Annotated in this window: 16 protein-coding genes and 2 pseudogenes; 17 read left to right on the top strand and 1 reads right to left on the bottom strand. The window is 39.2% G+C overall.

Translation table 11 applies throughout. The features are described from left to right. Positions 1–32: 32 nt before the first annotated feature. From HMPREF2876_RS09945 to HMPREF2876_RS10025, 16 genes and pseudogenes are all read left to right on the top strand, one after another. Positions 33–482 carry a hypothetical protein gene (locus HMPREF2876_RS09945; RefSeq protein ID WP_070584894.1) on the top strand — a complete coding sequence of 150 codons (450 nt, stop codon included), beginning with the start codon at positions 33–35 and terminating at the stop codon, positions 480–482. A 420-nt stretch (positions 483–902) separates the two neighbouring features. After that, on the top strand, positions 903–1,262 hold the full coding sequence (locus HMPREF2876_RS09950; RefSeq protein WP_049512285.1) for an SAG1252 family conjugative relaxosome accessory protein: 360 nt from the start codon (positions 903–905) through the stop codon (positions 1,260–1,262). A 9-nt stretch (positions 1,263–1,271) separates the two neighbouring features. After that, positions 1,272–1,637, top strand: a complete 366-nt coding sequence (locus tag HMPREF2876_RS09955; protein WP_070584896.1) for a MobC family plasmid mobilization relaxosome protein — start codon at positions 1,272–1,274, stop codon at positions 1,635–1,637. Continuing rightward, complete coding sequence (locus HMPREF2876_RS09960) at positions 1,624–3,501, top strand: SAG1250 family conjugative relaxase (protein ID WP_070584898.1); 1,878 nt, start codon at positions 1,624–1,626, stop codon at positions 3,499–3,501. The genes HMPREF2876_RS09955 and HMPREF2876_RS09960 overlap by 14 nt, the downstream gene beginning before the upstream one ends. Positions 3,502–3,662: 161 nt before the next feature. Beyond that, complete coding sequence (locus tag HMPREF2876_RS09965) at positions 3,663–4,418, top strand: DeoR/GlpR family DNA-binding transcription regulator (RefSeq protein ID WP_024052547.1); 756 nt, start codon at positions 3,663–3,665, stop codon at positions 4,416–4,418. 199 nt (positions 4,419–4,617) lie between these two features. Then, positions 4,618–5,043, top strand: coding sequence for a galactose-6-phosphate isomerase subunit LacA (gene lacA, locus HMPREF2876_RS09970; RefSeq protein WP_024052546.1), 426 nt, complete (start codon positions 4,618–4,620; stop codon positions 5,041–5,043). An 18-nt stretch (positions 5,044–5,061) separates the two neighbouring features. Then, complete coding sequence (gene lacB / locus HMPREF2876_RS09975; RefSeq protein ID WP_024052545.1) at positions 5,062–5,577, top strand: galactose-6-phosphate isomerase subunit LacB; 516 nt, start codon at positions 5,062–5,064, stop codon at positions 5,575–5,577. A 12-nt stretch (positions 5,578–5,589) separates the two neighbouring features. Then, the gene (locus HMPREF2876_RS09980) at positions 5,590–6,519 is read left to right on the top strand and encodes a tagatose-6-phosphate kinase (protein ID WP_024052544.1); all 930 of its coding nucleotides are present in this window, start codon (positions 5,590–5,592) and stop codon (positions 6,517–6,519) included. Between the two features lie 3 nt (positions 6,520–6,522). Next, on the top strand, positions 6,523–7,503 hold the full coding sequence (gene lacD, locus HMPREF2876_RS09985; RefSeq protein WP_024052543.1) for a tagatose-bisphosphate aldolase: 981 nt from the start codon (positions 6,523–6,525) through the stop codon (positions 7,501–7,503). A 391-nt stretch (positions 7,504–7,894) separates the two neighbouring features. Beyond that, positions 7,895–8,728, top strand: a complete 834-nt coding sequence (locus HMPREF2876_RS09990; protein ID WP_024052542.1) for a PRD domain-containing protein — start codon at positions 7,895–7,897, stop codon at positions 8,726–8,728. Between the two features lie 20 nt (positions 8,729–8,748). Then, positions 8,749–9,066 carry a PTS lactose/cellobiose transporter subunit IIA gene (locus HMPREF2876_RS09995; protein ID WP_024052541.1) on the top strand — a complete coding sequence of 106 codons (318 nt, stop codon included), beginning with the start codon at positions 8,749–8,751 and terminating at the stop codon, positions 9,064–9,066. After that, positions 9,066–10,772 carry a lactose-specific PTS transporter subunit EIIC gene (locus HMPREF2876_RS10000; RefSeq protein ID WP_024052540.1) on the top strand — a complete coding sequence of 569 codons (1,707 nt, stop codon included), beginning with the start codon at positions 9,066–9,068 and terminating at the stop codon, positions 10,770–10,772. The genes HMPREF2876_RS09995 and HMPREF2876_RS10000 overlap by 1 nt, the downstream gene beginning before the upstream one ends. A 95-nt stretch (positions 10,773–10,867) precedes the next feature. Further along, positions 10,868–12,274: a 6-phospho-beta-galactosidase gene (gene lacG / locus HMPREF2876_RS10005; protein ID WP_003068615.1), complete on the top strand. Its 1,407-nt coding sequence runs from the start codon at positions 10,868–10,870 to the stop codon at positions 12,272–12,274. A gap of 96 nt (positions 12,275–12,370) precedes the next feature. Continuing rightward, positions 12,371–13,264, top strand: a complete 894-nt coding sequence (locus HMPREF2876_RS10010) for an aldose 1-epimerase family protein (RefSeq protein WP_024052539.1) — start codon at positions 12,371–12,373, stop codon at positions 13,262–13,264. A gap of 224 nt (positions 13,265–13,488) precedes the next feature. After that, positions 13,489–13,632: pseudogene (locus HMPREF2876_RS10015) on the top strand (helix-turn-helix domain-containing protein); the annotation flags it as partial. Between the two features lie 58 nt (positions 13,633–13,690). After that, a protein-coding gene (locus HMPREF2876_RS10025; protein WP_117625233.1) for an IS3 family transposase occupies positions 13,691–14,796 on the top strand; the annotation gives its coding sequence in 2 pieces (ribosomal slippage) (positions 13,691–13,967 and positions 13,967–14,796; 1,107 coding nt in all). Positions 14,797–14,838: 42 nt separating this feature from the next. On the opposite strand, the gene HMPREF2876_RS11160 is transcribed toward HMPREF2876_RS10025, so the two are convergent. Next, positions 14,839–15,144 carry an N-6 DNA methylase gene (locus HMPREF2876_RS11160; protein WP_024052535.1) on the bottom strand — a complete coding sequence of 102 codons (306 nt, stop codon included), beginning with the start codon at positions 15,142–15,144 and terminating at the stop codon, positions 14,839–14,841. A 400-nt stretch (positions 15,145–15,544) separates the two neighbouring features. On the opposite strand from HMPREF2876_RS11160, the pseudogene HMPREF2876_RS10035 reads away from it, so the two are divergent. Further along, positions 15,545–17,932 (top strand): annotated as a pseudogene (locus HMPREF2876_RS10035) (hypothetical protein); the annotation flags it as partial.

Raw genomic sequence — 17,932 nt, forward strand, 5'->3', positions numbered from 1 at the left:
TTTTATGAGGGAATCATACAAAGGAGGGAGTTATGTCTTCAGAACAACAGGAACGTCAAGCTTTGCAATATGCGGAGAGAAGTAGCCTGTTTACGGTTCAAACGCTCTTAAAGCTCTTAGAGTGGTCGGCTAGGCAAGCCCTAGCTCAAGACTCAGCTTATAAGATTGGGGTTCAAAAGTTGGAAGAACTGCTTCAAAGTCCCTATGCCATTGAATCGGTAAACGTGACCAGGGATATGTTGGATAAACCGATTGATGTGGAGAAATTCAAGGAACTGATGGAATCCGAGAACCTTCCCATTGCCATTAGCTGGCAAGGGAACTATCTTCATTTCTACGCCAAGGACAAGTCTCTTTTAGACAGGCACCTAGATGAGTTACTGAAAAAGTTAGTCTCTAATCCAGAAAAACTTCAAGACTTATGTTTATCAAATATAAATTTGAATTATTTTCAGATTCAGGAATTTCAAAGGTGGGTTTGAAAAACATAAAGGATATTATATTAGTTGATGATCAGAATTTATCTGATGTGTAGAGATGCTGACGAAATTATAAACTTAACATATCTATTTAAGTGAGAGCCTTGGCTCTCTTTTTTTACCCACTTTTCAACGCTGTGATAACTTTTCCAAACCATCCTTGTTATCCTAATATCATTCCTAAGAAAATCAAATATTGATTTTCTACTGGGGGGTTAGGGGCGGAGCCACCAAGTTATCTTATCGTTAGCTGTCAAAACTGGTAGGTTTTGGACAGCTGGCGATATGATTTTTGGGATATTGTGGACACAATATCTGAGCTCGCAAAGACCTAACAAGAAACGAGTGAGAGCTTTAGAAATTCTCCGTATGTATTACGGGGGCGGGTTAAACCCGAGAAATGATAAAAATGAGGGAACTGAGATGGTTGAACAATATCGAGATGTCCGAAAAGAGGTCAATCTAACTGCGGAGGAGCTGGAGCAAATTGAAAAACTGATGAATCAATCAAATTATAGGCATTTTTCTCCTTTTGTAAGGGATAAATTATTGGCCTATGATGAAGAAAAGTTAGCTATAAAAGCTTGGTTTTCACTGTGGCAATTGCAAAAGCTAGAACAAATTAGCCGTGATGTTTATGAAGTATTGGTTATAGCCAAAGTAAGTAATCAAGTGACTCAAGACCATGTTTCACTTCTTTTAAATTGTGTTCAGGAACTGATTAAAGACGTGAGCCGAACTCATCAACTCAGTCCAGAGTTTTGTGACAAGTATTTAGGTTAGGAGGGTGCTGTGGAGCATCGTTATCGAACGAACTTGAAAAAAGTTTTTCTGACTGACTCGGAATTGAACCAACTAAATAATCATCTTTCTAAGAGTAGATGTAAAACTTTTTCTGAATATGCTAGAAAAGTTTTGCTTAACCCTAATATGAACTTCCTCACAATTGATACGGCAACTTATCAAGACTTGATTTTTGAACTCAAGCGTATTGGAAATAATGTCAATCAAATTGCGCATGCAGTTAATCAAAGTCACATTATTTCTTATGAACAGTTTCAAGAGTTGCGTCAAGGAATGGCAGAGCTTGTATCAGAGGTTGAGAAGGATTTTCAAATAAAGGTAGAGAAATTAAAGGCGTTCTATGGTAGTCACTAAACATTTTGCAACCCATGGAGAAAAATATCGCAGACGATTGCTTAAGTATATCCTTAATCCTGACAAAACAAATAATTTAAAGTTAGTATCTGATTTTGGTATGAGCAATTATTTAGACTTTCCAACTTATGAAGAAACAGTGGAGATGTACAATACTAATTTTCTGAATAACGACACTCTCTATAATTTCAGAAATGATCGTCAAGAAAAGCGCCAACAAAAGATTCATGCTCATCATTTGATACAATCTTTTTCTCCTGATGATAACTTATCTCCAGAAGAAGTCAATCGCATAGGGTATGAAACAATTCAAGAATTAACTGGTGGACAGTTTCGATTTATTGTAGCAACTCACACGGATAAGTCGCATCTTCATAACCATATAGTGATAAATTCCATTGACATCAACTCAGACAAGAAATTTAAATGGGACTATGCCCAGGAGAGAAATTTTCGCATGATTTCTGATCGTATTTCTAAAATAGCTGGTGCAAAGATTGTTGAGAACCGTTATTCGCATCGTGATTATGAGGTCTACAAAAAATCGAACCACAAGTTTGAGCTGAAACAACGTCTCTATTTTTTGATGCAGCAGTCTGACTCTTTTGAGGACTTTTTGAAAAAAGCAGATCGGCTTCATGTTAAAATAGACTTTACTAGCAAGTATAGTCGTTTTCTGATGACAGATAGAGATATGAAGCAGGTTATTCGTGGAAACAAACTTAGTAAACGGGATTTGTATGATGAAGAGTTCTTCAGAACCTATTTTGCCAAACAAGATATTGAAAAACGATTGGAATTTTTACTAGATAAAACAAATTCTCTAGAGGAACTACTTTTAAAAGCTAGAGAATTAAATTTTACTATAGATTTCAAACAGAGAAATGTGACCTTTACTCTAGAAGAAGATGGACGACGGATTAGTTTAAACCATAAAGAAATAAGTGATAAGAAACTTTATGATGTTCAATTCTTTCAAAGTTATTTTGGAGAGAAAAATATAATAATGCCAGAAGAACAGGGAAATTTACAAGAACAATATCATAACATTAAGGAAGAGCGGAAACAGGAAAAGGTTAATCTTGATGAAATTGAATCAGCTTATGAGGAATTTAAGAAGAATCGAGATGCTGTACATGAATTTGAGGTTGAATTAGCAGAAGATCAAATTGAGAAGTTGGTTGATGAAGGAATATACATCAAAGTTTCTTTTGGAATAAGACAAAATGGCATCATCTTTATTCCTAACTACCAGCTAGATACCATAGAAGAAGAGGAGTTCAAAAAGTATAAAGTCTACATTCGAGAAACCACATCTTACTTTGTCTATAATAAAGAGAGTTCATACAAAGATCGCTACATCAAAGGGCGCACTCTGATAAGACAGCTAACACAGGATAGTCAAAAACTTCCCTATAGGAGACCAACTGTCGCTAATATCCAACAAAAAATTTCTGAAATCAATCTCTTGATTGAGCTGAATACTAGTGATAAGAGTTATCATGAAATTAAGGAAGAGTTTGTAACGGAAATAGCAAAACTAGATATTAGATTGCATGAGACACAAGAAAAAATCGCTGCCTTAGATAAGATGGCAGAAGTTTTTATCAATCTAAAAAGTGATAATCAAGAAAGCCGAAAACTAGCTAAATATGATTTTGTAAAATTGAATTTGTCAGAAACTCTCAGCTTGGAAAAAGTGAATCAAGATATCTTTAAACTTCAAAAACAATTAGATAAATATCTAGAAAATTATGAAGATGTAGCAAGGAGATTGGAAAACTTTGTAGAAATCTTGAATAAAGAATATACAGAAGCCTCCAAATTCAAGTATCAAGAATCATTAGATCAACCTGAAATATAGAAATTTTCAGAGGTACTAATGCAAGTCGAAAGTGTTTGAATTAAACATGAAATGTTGAAATGTTAAACAGAAAGAGTTATAATGAATACTAGAATCTTTCTGTATAAAATATCAGAATAAACAATGAACAATTGGTAACAATGTAGATAAGGGGATAAAGGATGAACAAACATCAACGACTGGATGAATTAGTCAAACTAGTTGATAGAGCGGGAACAGTCACTGTTTCTGAGATTATGGACAGTTTGAAAGTTTCAGATATGACGGTGCGGCGTGATTTAACAGAGTTAGAAAGTCAAGGAAAACTGACTCGAATTTTTGGTGGAGCCAAAAGTAATAAATCCCAATTCTATCGTGAACTCCCCCATGAAGAAAAGCTATTAAAGAACATAGAAGAAAAGAAGAAAGTAGCCAAGAAGGCTGTAGAATTAATTAAGGATGGGGACACCATTTTTCTTGGCCCAGGAACTTCTGTCGAGGTTCTTGTTGATGAGATTACGAATGAAAATCTTCGGGTGATTACTAATTGTCTACCAATCTTTAATGATCTACAGAAAAAGAAATCTGATACGTTTAAAGTATTTCTCTTAGGTGGAGAAATGAGAGATGCCACTCAGGCTTTTGTTGGAGAGATGACAAATGCCATTATGGATCGGATGTATTTCTCCAAGATGTTTTTTAGTGGGAATGGAATTAAGAATGGTCAGATTATGACTTCGTCTTTTGAAGAAGCTTACACTCAAAAGCTAGCCCTGGAACGATCCACTGAAAGCTATCTTTTGATAGATTCCTCTAAAATCGGGAAGGAAGATTTTACTTCTATCTGTTCCTTATCAGATATCACCGCTGTAATCACTGATCAATCTTTAGATAAGGTACAAGAAAAGGTAGAGGAGTATACAAAAGTGATTTTATAACTTACTCTGATTATATTGTCTAAAAGCTCTTTTTAGGGCTTTTTTTGTTTGACTTAATCAGATTAATAAAAATATTGATTGAATTAAACAAAAAGTGTTGACAATAAACTAAAAAAGGAGTATATTATGATTATGAAAATCAGATTGTGTTGGTTAAAAACAACAATCTGTTCAAATAAATCAAAAAAGGAGAATGCTCATGGCAATTATTATTGGAGCAAATGCTGCAGGAAGCAAGCTGAAAGATGTGGTCAAAGATTATCTCGTTGGAGAAAGCTTTGAAGTAGTCGATGTGACAAAGGAAGGCCAGGATTTCATTGATGTGACACTAGCGGTTGCCACTGAAGTGAATGAGCAAGAAGATAATCTTGGTATTGTCATTGATGCATACGGAGCAGGTCCGTTCATGGTTGCGACAAAAATTAAGGGTATGGTTGCAGCAGAAGTTTCAGATGAACGCTCTGCTTATATGACTCGCGGCCACAACAACTCTCGTATGATTACGATGGGATCAGAAATTGTTGGTGAAGGCCTTGCTAAGAATATTGCAAAAGGATTCGTCAATGGGAAATATGACGGAGGTCGCCACCAAATCCGTGTTGATATGCTCAACAAGATGTGCTAAGGAGAGAGGAGAATTTAAATGAAAATTGCAATTGGATGTGACCATATCGTAACTAACGAAAAGATGGCTGTTGTTGATTTTTTGAAATCAAAAGGCTATGAAGTTCAAGACTACGGAACATACGACCATGTACGGACTCATTATCCAATCTATGGTAAAAAAGTCGGAGAAGCAGTGGCCAGCAGAAAAGCAGATCTAGGAATCTGTATCTGCGGTACAGGGGTCGGCATTAATAATGCGGTTAACAAGGTTCCGGGAATCCGTTCAGCCTTGGTCCGTGATATGACTTCAGCTCTCTACGCTAAAGAAGAATTAAATGCTAATGTTATCGGGTTTGGTGGCAAGATTACCGGAGAACTTCTCATGTGTGATATCATTGAAGCTTTCATTCATGCAGAATATAAACCAACGGAAGAAAACAAAAAGTTGATTGCAAAAATTGAGCATGTCGAAACTCACAACGCTCATCAAGCTGATGAGAACTTTTTCACAGAATTTTTGGAAAAGTGGGATCGCGGAGAATACCACGATTAGTGAGGTAACCAGATGATTCTTACAGTTACAATGAATCCTTCCATTGATATCTCTTATCCGTTGGAAGAGTTTAAGCTAGACACTGTTAATCGTGTTGCAGAAGTCAGTAAAACAGCTGGCGGAAAAGGTTTAAACGTAACAAGGGTTCTAGCAGAAATTGGCGATCATGTCGCCGCAACAGGATTAATTGGTGGAACAAATGGAAAATTCTTGCTTCAGAATCTCCATCAGAATGTGCAGCAGTCTTTTTATGAAATTTCTGGGGATACCAGGAATTGTATCGCCATTCTGCACGAGGGTAAGCAAACGGAAATCCTGGAAGCTGGGCCAAGAATTTCTGCATCAGAGGCAAATGGCTTCTTGCATCATTTCAAGCACTTGATGGAATCGGCTGATGTAGTCAGCATCTCAGGTAGTTTACCGGCGGGTCTACCAGTTGAGTATTATATTCAGCTTATTGAAATTGCCAATCAATTTGATAATAAAGTCGTCCTGGACTGTTCAGGTGCTGCCTTGGAAGCCGTTTTGAAATCGAATGTAAAGCCAACTGCAATCAAACCAAATAATGAGGAGTTATCCCAATTATTAGGTAGAGAAGTTTCAAAGGATATTGGCGAACTCAAATCTGTTTTGTCTGATCCTTTATTTGAAGGAGTCGAATGGATTATCGTATCACTTGGTGCAGATGGTGCCTTTGCCAAGCACTGGGATACTTTCTACAAGGTAGATATCCCTAAAATTGAAGTAGTCAATCCAGTTGGATCTGGGGACTCGACTGTTGCAGGAATTTCTTCAGCTCTGAGTCATCATGTAGATGATGTCTCTCTATTGAAAAAAGCAAATGTTCTTGGCATGTTAAATGCTCAAGAAAAGATGACTGGACATGTCAATGTTTATCATTATGACGGTCTTTATGAACAAATAAACGTAAAAGAGGTATAAACAATGGTATTAACTGAGCAAAAACGTAAATATATGGAAAAACTTTCTGATGAAAATGGTATCATCTCTGCCCTGGCCTTTGACCAACGTGGAGCCTTGAAACGATTGATGGCTCAATACCAAGAGGCAGAACCAACAGTTGCGCAAATGGAAGAACTGAAAGTTCTGGTAGCTGAAGAACTGACCCCATACGCTTCCTCCATGCTGCTGGATCCAGAATATGGCCTTCCAGCTACAAAAGCCCTGGACAAAAATGCCGGTTTGCTGCTGGCTTATGAAAAAACAGGTTATGACACCTCCAGCACTAAGCGTCTACCGGACTGTCTGGATGTTTGGTCCGCAAAACGTATCAAAGAACAAGGTGCAGATGCTGTTAAGTTTTTGCTCTACTATGATGTAGATAGCTCTGATGAACTCAACCAACAAAAGCAAGCCTATATTGAACGTGTGGGTTCTGAGTGTGTGGCAGAAGATATTCCATTCTTCCTTGAAATCTTGGCTTATGATGAAAAAATTGCGGATGCTTCCAGTGCCGAGTATGCCAAGGTGAAGCCTCGCAAAGTTATTGAAGCCATGAAAGTTTTCTCTGATTCACGTTTCAATATTGATGTTTTGAAGGTTGAAGTACCAGTCAATGTGAAATATGTAGAAGGCTTTGGGGATGGTGAAGTGGTGCATACGAAAGAAGAAGCAGCTGCCTTCTTCAAACAACAGGATGAAGCAACTGATCTTCCTTATATCTATCTGAGCGCTGGTGTAGCAGCTAAGCTTTTCCAAGAAACTCTGGTCTTTGCCCACGAATCTGGTGCTAACTTCAACGGAGTGCTTTGCGGCCGTGCAACTTGGGCCGGCAGTGTCAAAGACTATATTGAGCAAGGGGAAGAAGCAGCTCGTCAATGGCTCCGGACAAGCGGTTTTCAAAATATTGATGAGCTCAATCAAGTGCTTAAGCAAACAGCGACTTCTTGGAAAGAAAGAGTCTAATTCTGCTATTTTATAATGAAATTTTTAACAGCTCTGATTTAAAATAGAAGGGGGAAATAAAAATCCAACGTAAGCGTTTCTGCATAAAATAGAGCTTCTGGAAATTTCCTAAAATAGGATCAGTCATTGGTATCCATTTAGGGAGAGTTATCAATGACTGATTTTCGTTTAAAATCACCAAAAAAAGAAAAAAATGTTTAAAAAGCTCAAAGAAAGGGTTTACAAATTATTAACCTTATGATATACTATAGTCACAAGTTAATAAAAGGTGAATGTTAGTAACTAAGATTACGCATGATCACAGACGAATTAGAGGTAAAAAACTTTCTAAGGGTGTTTGTGGTCATTTTTTATTTTCACAATTCTTGAATATTCAAGTAAGGAGGTTACCATGTATCGGATTCTAAATCCAATGAACCACAATGTCGCTCTTGTCAGAAATGAAAAGGGGAAAGAGTTGGTCATTGTTGGGAAGGGAATCATTTTTGGTAAAAAGAAGGGTGATTTTATCCCAAAAGAAAAGGCTGAGAAAGTCTTTCGGATGAAAACGGAGGAATCGAGAGAAAACTTTGTGAGTCTTCTCAAAGATGTTCCGCTGGATTTCATCACTGTGACCTACGAAGTGATTGACAGTCTTTCAAGGAAGTACAGCTATCCGGTTCAAGATTATATCTATGTCACTTTGACGGACCATATCTACTGTTCTTATCAAGCAGTACAACAGGGACGCTACAAGGACAGCGCTCTTCCAGATGCTAGAGAGAAATATCCAGTTCCTTATCAAATCGCTCAAGAAGCAGTTACTATCTACAGAGAGCGCTTGTTAGATACTTTCCCTGATGATGAGGTAAACCGAATAGCCTATCACTTTATCAATGCCGAGGGCAATTCTGATCCTGAGGGGCAAAGCCATCTGGATAAGCGAAAGGAAATCCTGGGAGCTGTGGAAGCTGAGTTAAGGAAGAATGATATTAGAAGAACGGCTGAAAACAGCAACTTCTATGACCGCTTCATGATTCACTTAAATTATTTCTTAGACTATTTAGATAGGAGTCGGGATGATAATGTGTCACTCCTTGAAATGGAAAGTCAGATAAAGCTGACTTATCCAGAAGCCTATCAAATTGGAAGTACCATTTACGAGATTGTCGCTCAACAAACTGGAGTAGATGTATACAACAGTGAGCGAGTCTACCTTGTTTTACATATTCAACGATTACTTTAACTAAAAAAGGAGGTTCTGTCATGAACAGAGAAGAAGTAACATTACTTGGTTTTGAAATTGTAGCCTATGCAGGCGATGCCCGTTCCAAACTGTTGGAAGCCTTAAAGGCTGCAGAAGCGGGAGATTTTGCTAAGGCAGATGCCTTGGTGGAAGAAACCAATGGCTGCATCGCTGAAGCTCATCATGCTCAGACCAGTCTCTTGACAAAAGAAGCTGCTGGCGAAGACTTGGCTTACAGTGTGACCATGATGCACGGCCAGGATCACCTAATGACTACTATCTTGCTAAAAGACATGATGCACCATTTGATTGAACTATACAAAAGAGGAGTAAAATAATGAACAAACTCATCGGACTTATTGAGAAAGGGAAGCCTTTCTTTGAGAAGATTTCTCGGAATATCTATCTCCGTGCTATTCGGGATGGCTTTATCGCTGGTATGCCAGTCATCCTCTTTTCATCTATCTTTATCTTGATTGCCTATGTGCCAAATGCTTGGGGCTTCCACTGGTCTAAGGACATTGAAACTTTCCTTATGACTCCTTATAGCTATTCGATGGGGATTCTGGCATTCTTTGTAGGCGGAACAACCGCTAAGGCTCTGACAGACTCTGTCAATCGTGATCTGCCAGCGACAAACCAGATTAACTTCTTGTCTACGATGCTGGCTTCCATGGTCGGCTTCCTCCTGATGGCTGCTGAACCTGCTAAGGAAGGTGGCTTCCTGACTGCCTTTATGGGAACCAAAGGTCTTTTGACAGCTTTCATCGCAGCCTTTGTAACGGTTAATGTCTACAAGGTTTGTGTGAAAAATAATGTCACCATTCGTATGCCAGAAGAAGTTCCACCAAATATTTCCCAAGTATTTAAGGACTTGATTCCATTCACTTTGTCAGTGGTTATCCTTTATGCCTTTGAACTGATTGTTAAAGCATCTCTTGGTGTAACTGTTGCAGAATCTATTGGTACGCTTCTGGCTCCTCTCTTCTCTGCAGCTGATGGTTATCTCGGAATTACCCTTATCTTTGGTGCTTATGCTTTCTTCTGGTTTGTGGGTATCCATGGTCCATCAATCGTTGAACCAGCTATTGCAGCCATTACTTATGCCAATATCGATGCCAACCTGCACTTGATTCAAGCTGGTCAACATGCGGATAAGGTCATCACCTCTGGTACACAAATGTTCATCGTTACCATGGGTGGTACTGGTGCAACCTTGATTGTTCCATTCCTCTTCATGTGGCTCTGTAAATCAGAACGAAACAGGGCTATCGGACGTGCCTCTGTTGTTCCTACCTTCTTTGGAGTTAACGAACCAATCCTCTTTGGAGCTCCTATCGTATTGAATCCAATCTTCTTCATTCCATTCATCTTTGCCCCAATTGCCAATGTCTGGATTTTCAAATTCTTTGTCGATACCTTGAACATGAACTCCTTCTCAGCTAACCTTCCATGGGTAACCCCTGGACCTCTGGGAATTGTTCTTGGTACCAACTTCCAACTCTTGTCATTCGTCCTTGCGGCTCTTCTGGTTGTAGTGGATATTATCATCTACTACCCATTCGTCAAGGTTTATGATGAACAAATTCTGGAAGAAGAACGTTCTGGTAAATCAAACGATGCTCTGAAAGAAAAGGTTGCGGCTAACTTCAATACAGCTAAAGCAGATGCGATTCTTGAAAAAGCAGGTGCTGCAGAAGAAGCTCCAGCTCAAAATAATATTACAGAAGAAACAAATGTCCTTGTTCTTTGTGCTGGTGGTGGGACCAGTGGTCTCTTGGCTAACGCTCTCAATAAAGCGGCAGCCGAGTACAATGTCCCTGTTAAAGCAGCAGCTGGTGGCTACGGAGCTCACCGTGAAATGCTTCCTGAGTTTGACCTTGTTATCCTGGCTCCTCAAGTCGCTTCTAACTTTGAAGATATGAAGGCCGAGACAGATAAATTAGGCATCAAATTAGCTAAGACAGAAGGAGCACAATATATTAAGCTCACTCGTGATGGACAAGGCGCTCTGAAATTTGTTCAGGAACAGTTTGAAGACTAAATCAGTTAGCTTATTTGAGATGAAGCAAAATAAGTACTTTCCCTGTTTCCTTTCCAATGCTTCATCTCAAATACTATTATAAAGAGGAGAAAAAGATGGCAAAAACGCTCCCAAAAGATTTTATTTTCGGTGGGGCTACGGCAGCTTATCAGGCTGAAGGAGCTACTCACACAGATGGTAAAGGTCCCGTTGCTTGGGATAAATACTTAGAAGATAATTATTGGTATACGGCAGAACCTGCCAGTGACTTTTATCATAAATATCCAGTTGACCTGGCATTGGCTGAGGAGTACGGTGTGAATGGTATCCGTATTTCGATTGCTTGGTCTCGCATATTCCCAACTGGATATGGTCAAGTCAACCAAAAAGGTGTCGAGTTCTACCACAATTTGTTTGCGGAATGTCATAAACGGCATGTGGAACCATTTGTGACCCTTCATCACTTTGATACTCCGGAAGCCTTGCATTCAAATGGTGATTTTCTCAATCGTGAGAATATCGAACATTTTGTGGACTATGCAGCTTTCTGTTTTGAAGAATTCCCAGAAGTTCGCTATTGGACGACCTTTAATGAGATTGGGCCGATTGGAGACGGCCAGTATCTCGTTGGAAAATTTCCGCCGGGCATCCAATATGACCTAGCCAAGGTCTTCCAATCCCATCACAATATGATGGTCTCTCACGCTCGTGCAGTAAAGCTCTATAAGGATAAGGGCTACAAGGGTGAAATCGGAGTTGTTCATGCACTCCCTACCAAGTATCCTCTTGATCCGGAAAATCCGGATGATGTGGTTGCAGCAGAGTTGGAAGACATTATCCATAACAAATTTATCTTGGATGCGACTTATCTGGGATATTATTCCGAAAAAACCATGGCTGGAGTCAATCATATTCTGACTGCCAATGGTGGTACTTTGGATTTACGAGATGAAGATTTTGAAGCACTTGAAGCGGCTAAAGATCTCAATGACTTCCTCGGAATCAACTACTATATGAGTGACTGGATGCAAGCTTTTGATGGCGAGACTGAAATTATTCACAATGGTAAGGGCGAAAAAGGAAGTTCTAAATACCAAATAAAAGGTGTTGGTAGACGGGTTGCTCCAGACTATGTTCCAAGAACAGACTGGGATTGGATTATATATCCGCAGGGCCTGTATGACCAAATCATGCGGGTGAAACAAGATTATCCAAACTACAAAAAAATCTATATTACCGAGAATGGATTAGGTTATAAAGATGAGTTTGTGAACAATACGGTCTATGATGATGGACGGATTGACTATGTTAAACAACACTTAGAAGTCTTATCTGATGCCATTGCTGATGGAGCAAATGTCAAAGGTTACTTTATTTGGTCGCTGATGGATGTCTTTTCTTGGTCTAATGGTTATGAAAAACGTTATGGGCTTTTCTATGTGGATTTTGATACGCAAGAACGCTATCCAAAGAAGAGTGCTCACTGGTATAAACAAGTAGCTAAAACACAAATTATTGAGTAGGTTTTAAAGATACTTCTTTATTATAATTTCTAATATAAAACGAGAATGTGAGTCTTTGAACTGATATTCTCGTTTTCTTTTGTTTTGGAGGAAAAAATGGTTATTGAATTAAGAAATAATGAATTAACTGTACAGTTTAAGGAGTTTGGAGGTGCTTTATCATCAATTAAAGATGAAGATGGAATAGAATATCTTTGGCAAGGGAATCCACAATATTGGAGTGGCCAGGCCCCTGTTTTATTCCCCATTTGTGGAAGTGTTCGTGACGATAAAGTTAGTTTTGATTCTGACAACAAAGATATTCTAAGGATTATTCCTAGACACGGTTTAGTTAGAAAAGAAAATTTTTTATTTAGACAGATTGATGAGCAAACGATAGCTTTTACTTTTAAGTCCACAGAAGTTACTTTGAAAAATTATCCTTTTAACTTTGGATTAAAAATTATTTATCGCTTACACGAGTCAACGATAACGACTCAATATCAAGTGACGAATACTGAAAATAATAGGATATTACCCTATTTTATTGGAGGACATCCAGGTTTTAATTGCCCGTTAATAGATAGCGATATTTACGAAGATTATTATTTGGAATTTTCTGAAGAAGAGACTTGTAGTATCCCTAAAAGTTTCCCAGAGATAGGATTGCTTGATTTACAAAATCGTACACCGTTTCTCATGAATGAAAGAAAGATTGATTTAGTACATTCACTGTTTTCTCATGACGCCATTACATTTGACAAACTTAAGTCTCGTAGTGTCAGTTTGAAATCTAAGAAAAGTAATAAAGGACTGAGAGTGGATTTTAAAGATTTTTCTAACTTAATTATTTGGTCAACAACTAATAATGGTCCGTTTATTGCTTTAGAACCATGGAGTGGTTTATCTACTTCACTTGAAGAAAGTGATATTTTTGAAGAGAAACGACAAGTGACATTTGTGGAACCAGGAGAAACAAGTATTAAATCATTCGATATTACAATTTTGTAATCACAAGAAGATCAATATGTCCAGAAAAGTTAAAAACTAGTTTCAAAAAACATGCATCTGTCTTATGAGAAAAGGAAAAATATTATACCATTTTTTGATAGCTAACAGCATTAGAAACCTCAAATGGCATTCAGATAAGGATGATATAAATTTTGCTGTCATAACATGACAATTTCCCAGCTTTTTTCTGAAAGTGACATATACTTTTCTTAGGAGAAAGCTAGATGTACCAACGTATAAGAGATTTGAGGGAAGATTATGATTTCGCTCAAAGATATGTTGCAGAAGTGCTTTCCTTTTCTCATACTAACTATGCAAAAATTGAGAGAGGGGAGGTGGTTTTAACAGCCGATGTTCTGAACAGGTTACACTAAACTAGACAGAATTTATAAAGTGTTCTACACTAAAGAAAATAGGAGAAAAACTATGTCTAGAAAAATTCGCCGTTACTTCACAGATGACTTCAAACAACAAATCGTTGACTTGCACAATGCAGGTAGAAAACGCAGTGAACTGATCAAAGAATATGATTTAACGCCCTCAACCTTCGATAAGTGGGTTAAACAAGCAAGAACAACTGGTTCCTTTAAAACTGTCGATAATCTGACAGATGAACAACGTGAGTTGATAGAACTCAGAAAACGAAATAAAGAGCTCGAAATGCAATTAGACATTCTAAAGCAAGCGGCAGTGATTATGGCACGAAAAGGGATATAATCACTGCTAACAAGGATAAATACAGCATTTCAGCCATGTGTCGTTGGTTGAAGATTCCTCGCTCTAGCTATTACTACAAAGCTGTAGAGCCAGTACCTGAAGCAGAACTTGGAGAAAAAATCAAATCTATCTTCCTCGAAAGTAAGTCTAGGTACGGAGCCGGGAAGATAAAAAAATGTCTGGAAGTACAAGGAATCAACTTGTCTCGCCGTCGGATTCGTCGCATCATGAAGAGATTGAATTTGGTTTCTGTTTACCAGAAGGCTGCCTTCAAACCGCATGCTAAAGGGAAGAATGAAGCACCAGTTACGAATTTCTTAGAGAGACAGTTTAACCAACAAAAACCATTGGAAACCCTTGTGACGGACTTAACCTATGTTCGTGTTGCCAATCGTTGGGCTTACGTTTGCTTGATCATTGACCTCTTCAATCGTGAAATCATTGGCCTATCCCTTGGTTGGCACAAGACTGCTGACTTAGTCAAAGAAGCCATTCAAAGCATTCCCTACGCTCTGACCAAGGTCAAACTCTTCCATTCTGATCGTGGTAAGGAGTTTGATAATGCCTTGATTGATGAGATGTTAGAAACCTTTGGCATCACACGTTCACTGAGTCAAGCGGGTTGTCCTTATGACAATGCGGTAGCTGAGAGTACCTATCGCTCCTTTAAACTGGAGTTTATCAACCAAGAAAACTTCCGCTCTCTGGAAGAATTAACCCTTAAAACTAAGGATTATGTCCACTGGTGGAATCACCATCGCATCCACAGCACTCTTAATTACCAAACACCCATGACTAAAAGAGCAATCGTTTAACAAAAACACTTTATAAATTCTGTCTAGTTTAGTGTAACCTGTTCAAGCTATAAGTGTGCGACCCCAGAGGTTCGTATCGGTTGCAAAGTTTTGAAAATCTTTCATGTAGCCACTCGCACGGAAACGTTCCAGTGGATAGTTGTAAATGATTTTATTGTAGATAGTGATGTTCTTGCGTCCGGCCAGGTGCCACGAAACTATCTCGCTCATGAGCATGGACACTTCGTGCGGCGTGTAGAACTCGCCTGCTTTCTTGCCTGCGTTGGCGGCGAAGTTGCTGATAAGGTGCTCGTAGATGAAGCCCAGGATGTAGTCCTTGTATTCGTTTGCCTCGATTTTCGAGCGCATCTTGTTGGCGGATTCCCATATCTTTGATGCCAATTGCTGCTTGTTCGTCTATTAATCCTCGCTTCTGTAAACTTGGCTGATCGTTTCGCCGTCCTGTTCTTGACGGAACACGCACAGCCGTAGCTCACCTGGAGGCCGTCGTGGACAGTTTCGATACCAAGCTTCGGTTTAAAGGCAATGTTGGATGCTCCAGAAGAACCACCGCAGCCCCAAATGTCAATAAGAGCCAAAATGGCAAAGAATCAAGTGCACTATTGTGGTAAAAAAAGTTGAGGTTACAATTGAGATGTGGTATAATATAATTATGAATTGCAAGATTTGGATGACTTATTCACCCGTAATGAAAGATGTAAACAATTCAAATTGATAGGGGACGTCAAAGAAAGGAGAATCCAACGCCATGCGTAGATGGATAAAAATTATGAAAATAAAAAAGCAGATAAAACATAAAAATGTTATTAGGTTTTTTTCGCTCGCGTTGGCGTCCTTGATGATTTTATCTATGTCATGGACACCAATTACGTATGCCGAAAACTTGCAATACGGACCTCAATCTGAACCGCAAGTTGTCACTCCTGTAAAGGAAGAACCAACAAGTATCAAATCCAACGAGGAACAGGGCGGGGATTTAGAGATCGGACCAGAGATTGTTGATCAACCCGTGGGTGCTGCTATACCGGCACCGACCATTAACAAAGTCTTTTGCGACGCCACAACCATTTCCGGCGGTAAGGTACACAAAGATAAGGTTAATAAAAAGACTGTAGTAGCAACAGTCCATGTAACATTAAAGGCTAAAGACGGCACTGTTAAAGCCACTCTTTCCTATACCCCTAAAAGAGGAAATACCTGGAAAGTAGATTTACCTGCTGGAACAAAAGTTGAAGAAGGAGATACAGTTACTGTCTATCAACAATTAGATGAAAACAAATCACCAGAAGTAACTGCAAATGCTGAGCTATCAATAGCAGGTCAGACAACGCTCACAATGCCCGTCGGCGAAATCTGGATTGAACACACGAACTCCAACCAAGTAAATGACGATGAGAAAGCAGAAGCTACTGAACTGTTGAAGAACGCCAATCCGGAAATTGCGAATAAAATTAAGAGTGTTACATTTTCTATCGATGGCACGGATCATGCCTACTATGAAGTGACCTATACCGATAGATCAATCTCCGGAAAAATTGAAGCTCCGGACCTAAAAATCAAAACGGTAACGGAAACATCTGCTGCTCCGACAATACAAAAAGTCCAGGTAACAGATGGACAGATTATCGTTACATTTGCTGAAGAGGTTGCCGCAGGTACGAAATTTTATTTTGTCAACAATTTCACGGATAACGAGGACAATAGTTTCTGTGAAGATGGAAAATGTATAGTGGACAAATCGACTTGGCGAGAGATGTCTCAAACAGTATCCGTTGACGGCACAAAAGTTACGTTCCCAATCAATGATGATGATTTAAAACTCGGAAAAAAGTTCGGTATTATTGTCAAAGAGCCACATAAATTCCGTTCTTGCGCGAAGTCTGAGCCGGTAATAACAACTCCCCAAAAAGTCGCCGTGAGAGATCCCAAAAAACTAACTGATGACGATAAAAAAGCCATCGATAAAGCTATTCGAGATGCCAATACGGTACATAGCGTATCTAAACTCCCCGATGGAACTGGATTTATAAACGATCCTGCGTTTATCGAGTTTGATAAAGACGGAAACGTTACAATAATCAGTCCTAATGATGTGGAAGTTGATTGGGATGACGACGGCAATCCGGTATATCAAAAAAATGCCGATGGAACCTATAAACTAAACGATGGGGCCAAAGTCACTAAATTCCCTGCTAAAGATCTGGTGAAAAATATCGCACCTAAATCTCCGGTGATTGCAGTAGACACGGATAAGGGTGAAGTAACTATTACCCCACCGGCTTATAAAGATCCCGGTTATGATACCGACTTGGCGTCCTACACGATTACGTATAAGGACGAATCGGGCGCGGAGAAAACCGTCACTGCAACGCGAACCGTAGACGCTACCACAGGTAAGACCACGTGGACATCGGATGGTGCGACCGTTGATGCAAATACTGGGGTAGTAACCCTGGAGATTAAAGAGTTAGCAGTTGGAGCCACCATCACGGCAAAAGCAAAAGATAATGGTGGATTAATTCCTGAAGAAGCTCCGCTTGAATCGGATCTGGCAAGCAAGGCTCTCGAAACTGCCACTGTTAGCTACGACGGTAACGGCGGCACCGGCGAAATGAAAGATAAGAAGCTAAACAAGGGCTCAAAGTACAAGATTTTGAGTAATGCTTTCACTGCTCCTGAAAATAAGGAATTTGACACTTGGGAAGTGAATGGCAAAAAACTAGCGCCAGGCACTGAGATTATGGTTGACAAAGATACGCAAGTCACAGCAATTTGGAAGGAGAGCCGGGTCAAGCTAAAAATCACTACATCCGTAACAAACGGAACCATTGATCCGAGCTGCGATGCATATAAGGGAGACAATAAGACCATAAACTATGCACCAAAGGATGGTTACAAGCTAAAGAGCGTAACCGTTGATGCCAAGGAAATGGATATATCTAAATATCCAAATAGCTATACCTTTACGAACCTCGATAAAAACCATGAAATAGCCGTTGTGTATGAACTCCATACATACACAGTGACCTACGACTGGGGTGGAGATGCACCAGAGGGAAAGGCTGTTCCGAAAGATACAGGCAGCTACCACAAGGGTGATCGCTACACCGTAGATACCACCTACAAGAAGAACGAC

Source organism: Streptococcus sp. HMSC073A12 (assembly GCF_001812815.1).
In the GTDB taxonomy this organism is placed as follows: domain Bacteria; phylum Bacillota; class Bacilli; order Lactobacillales; family Streptococcaceae; genus Streptococcus; species Streptococcus vaginalis.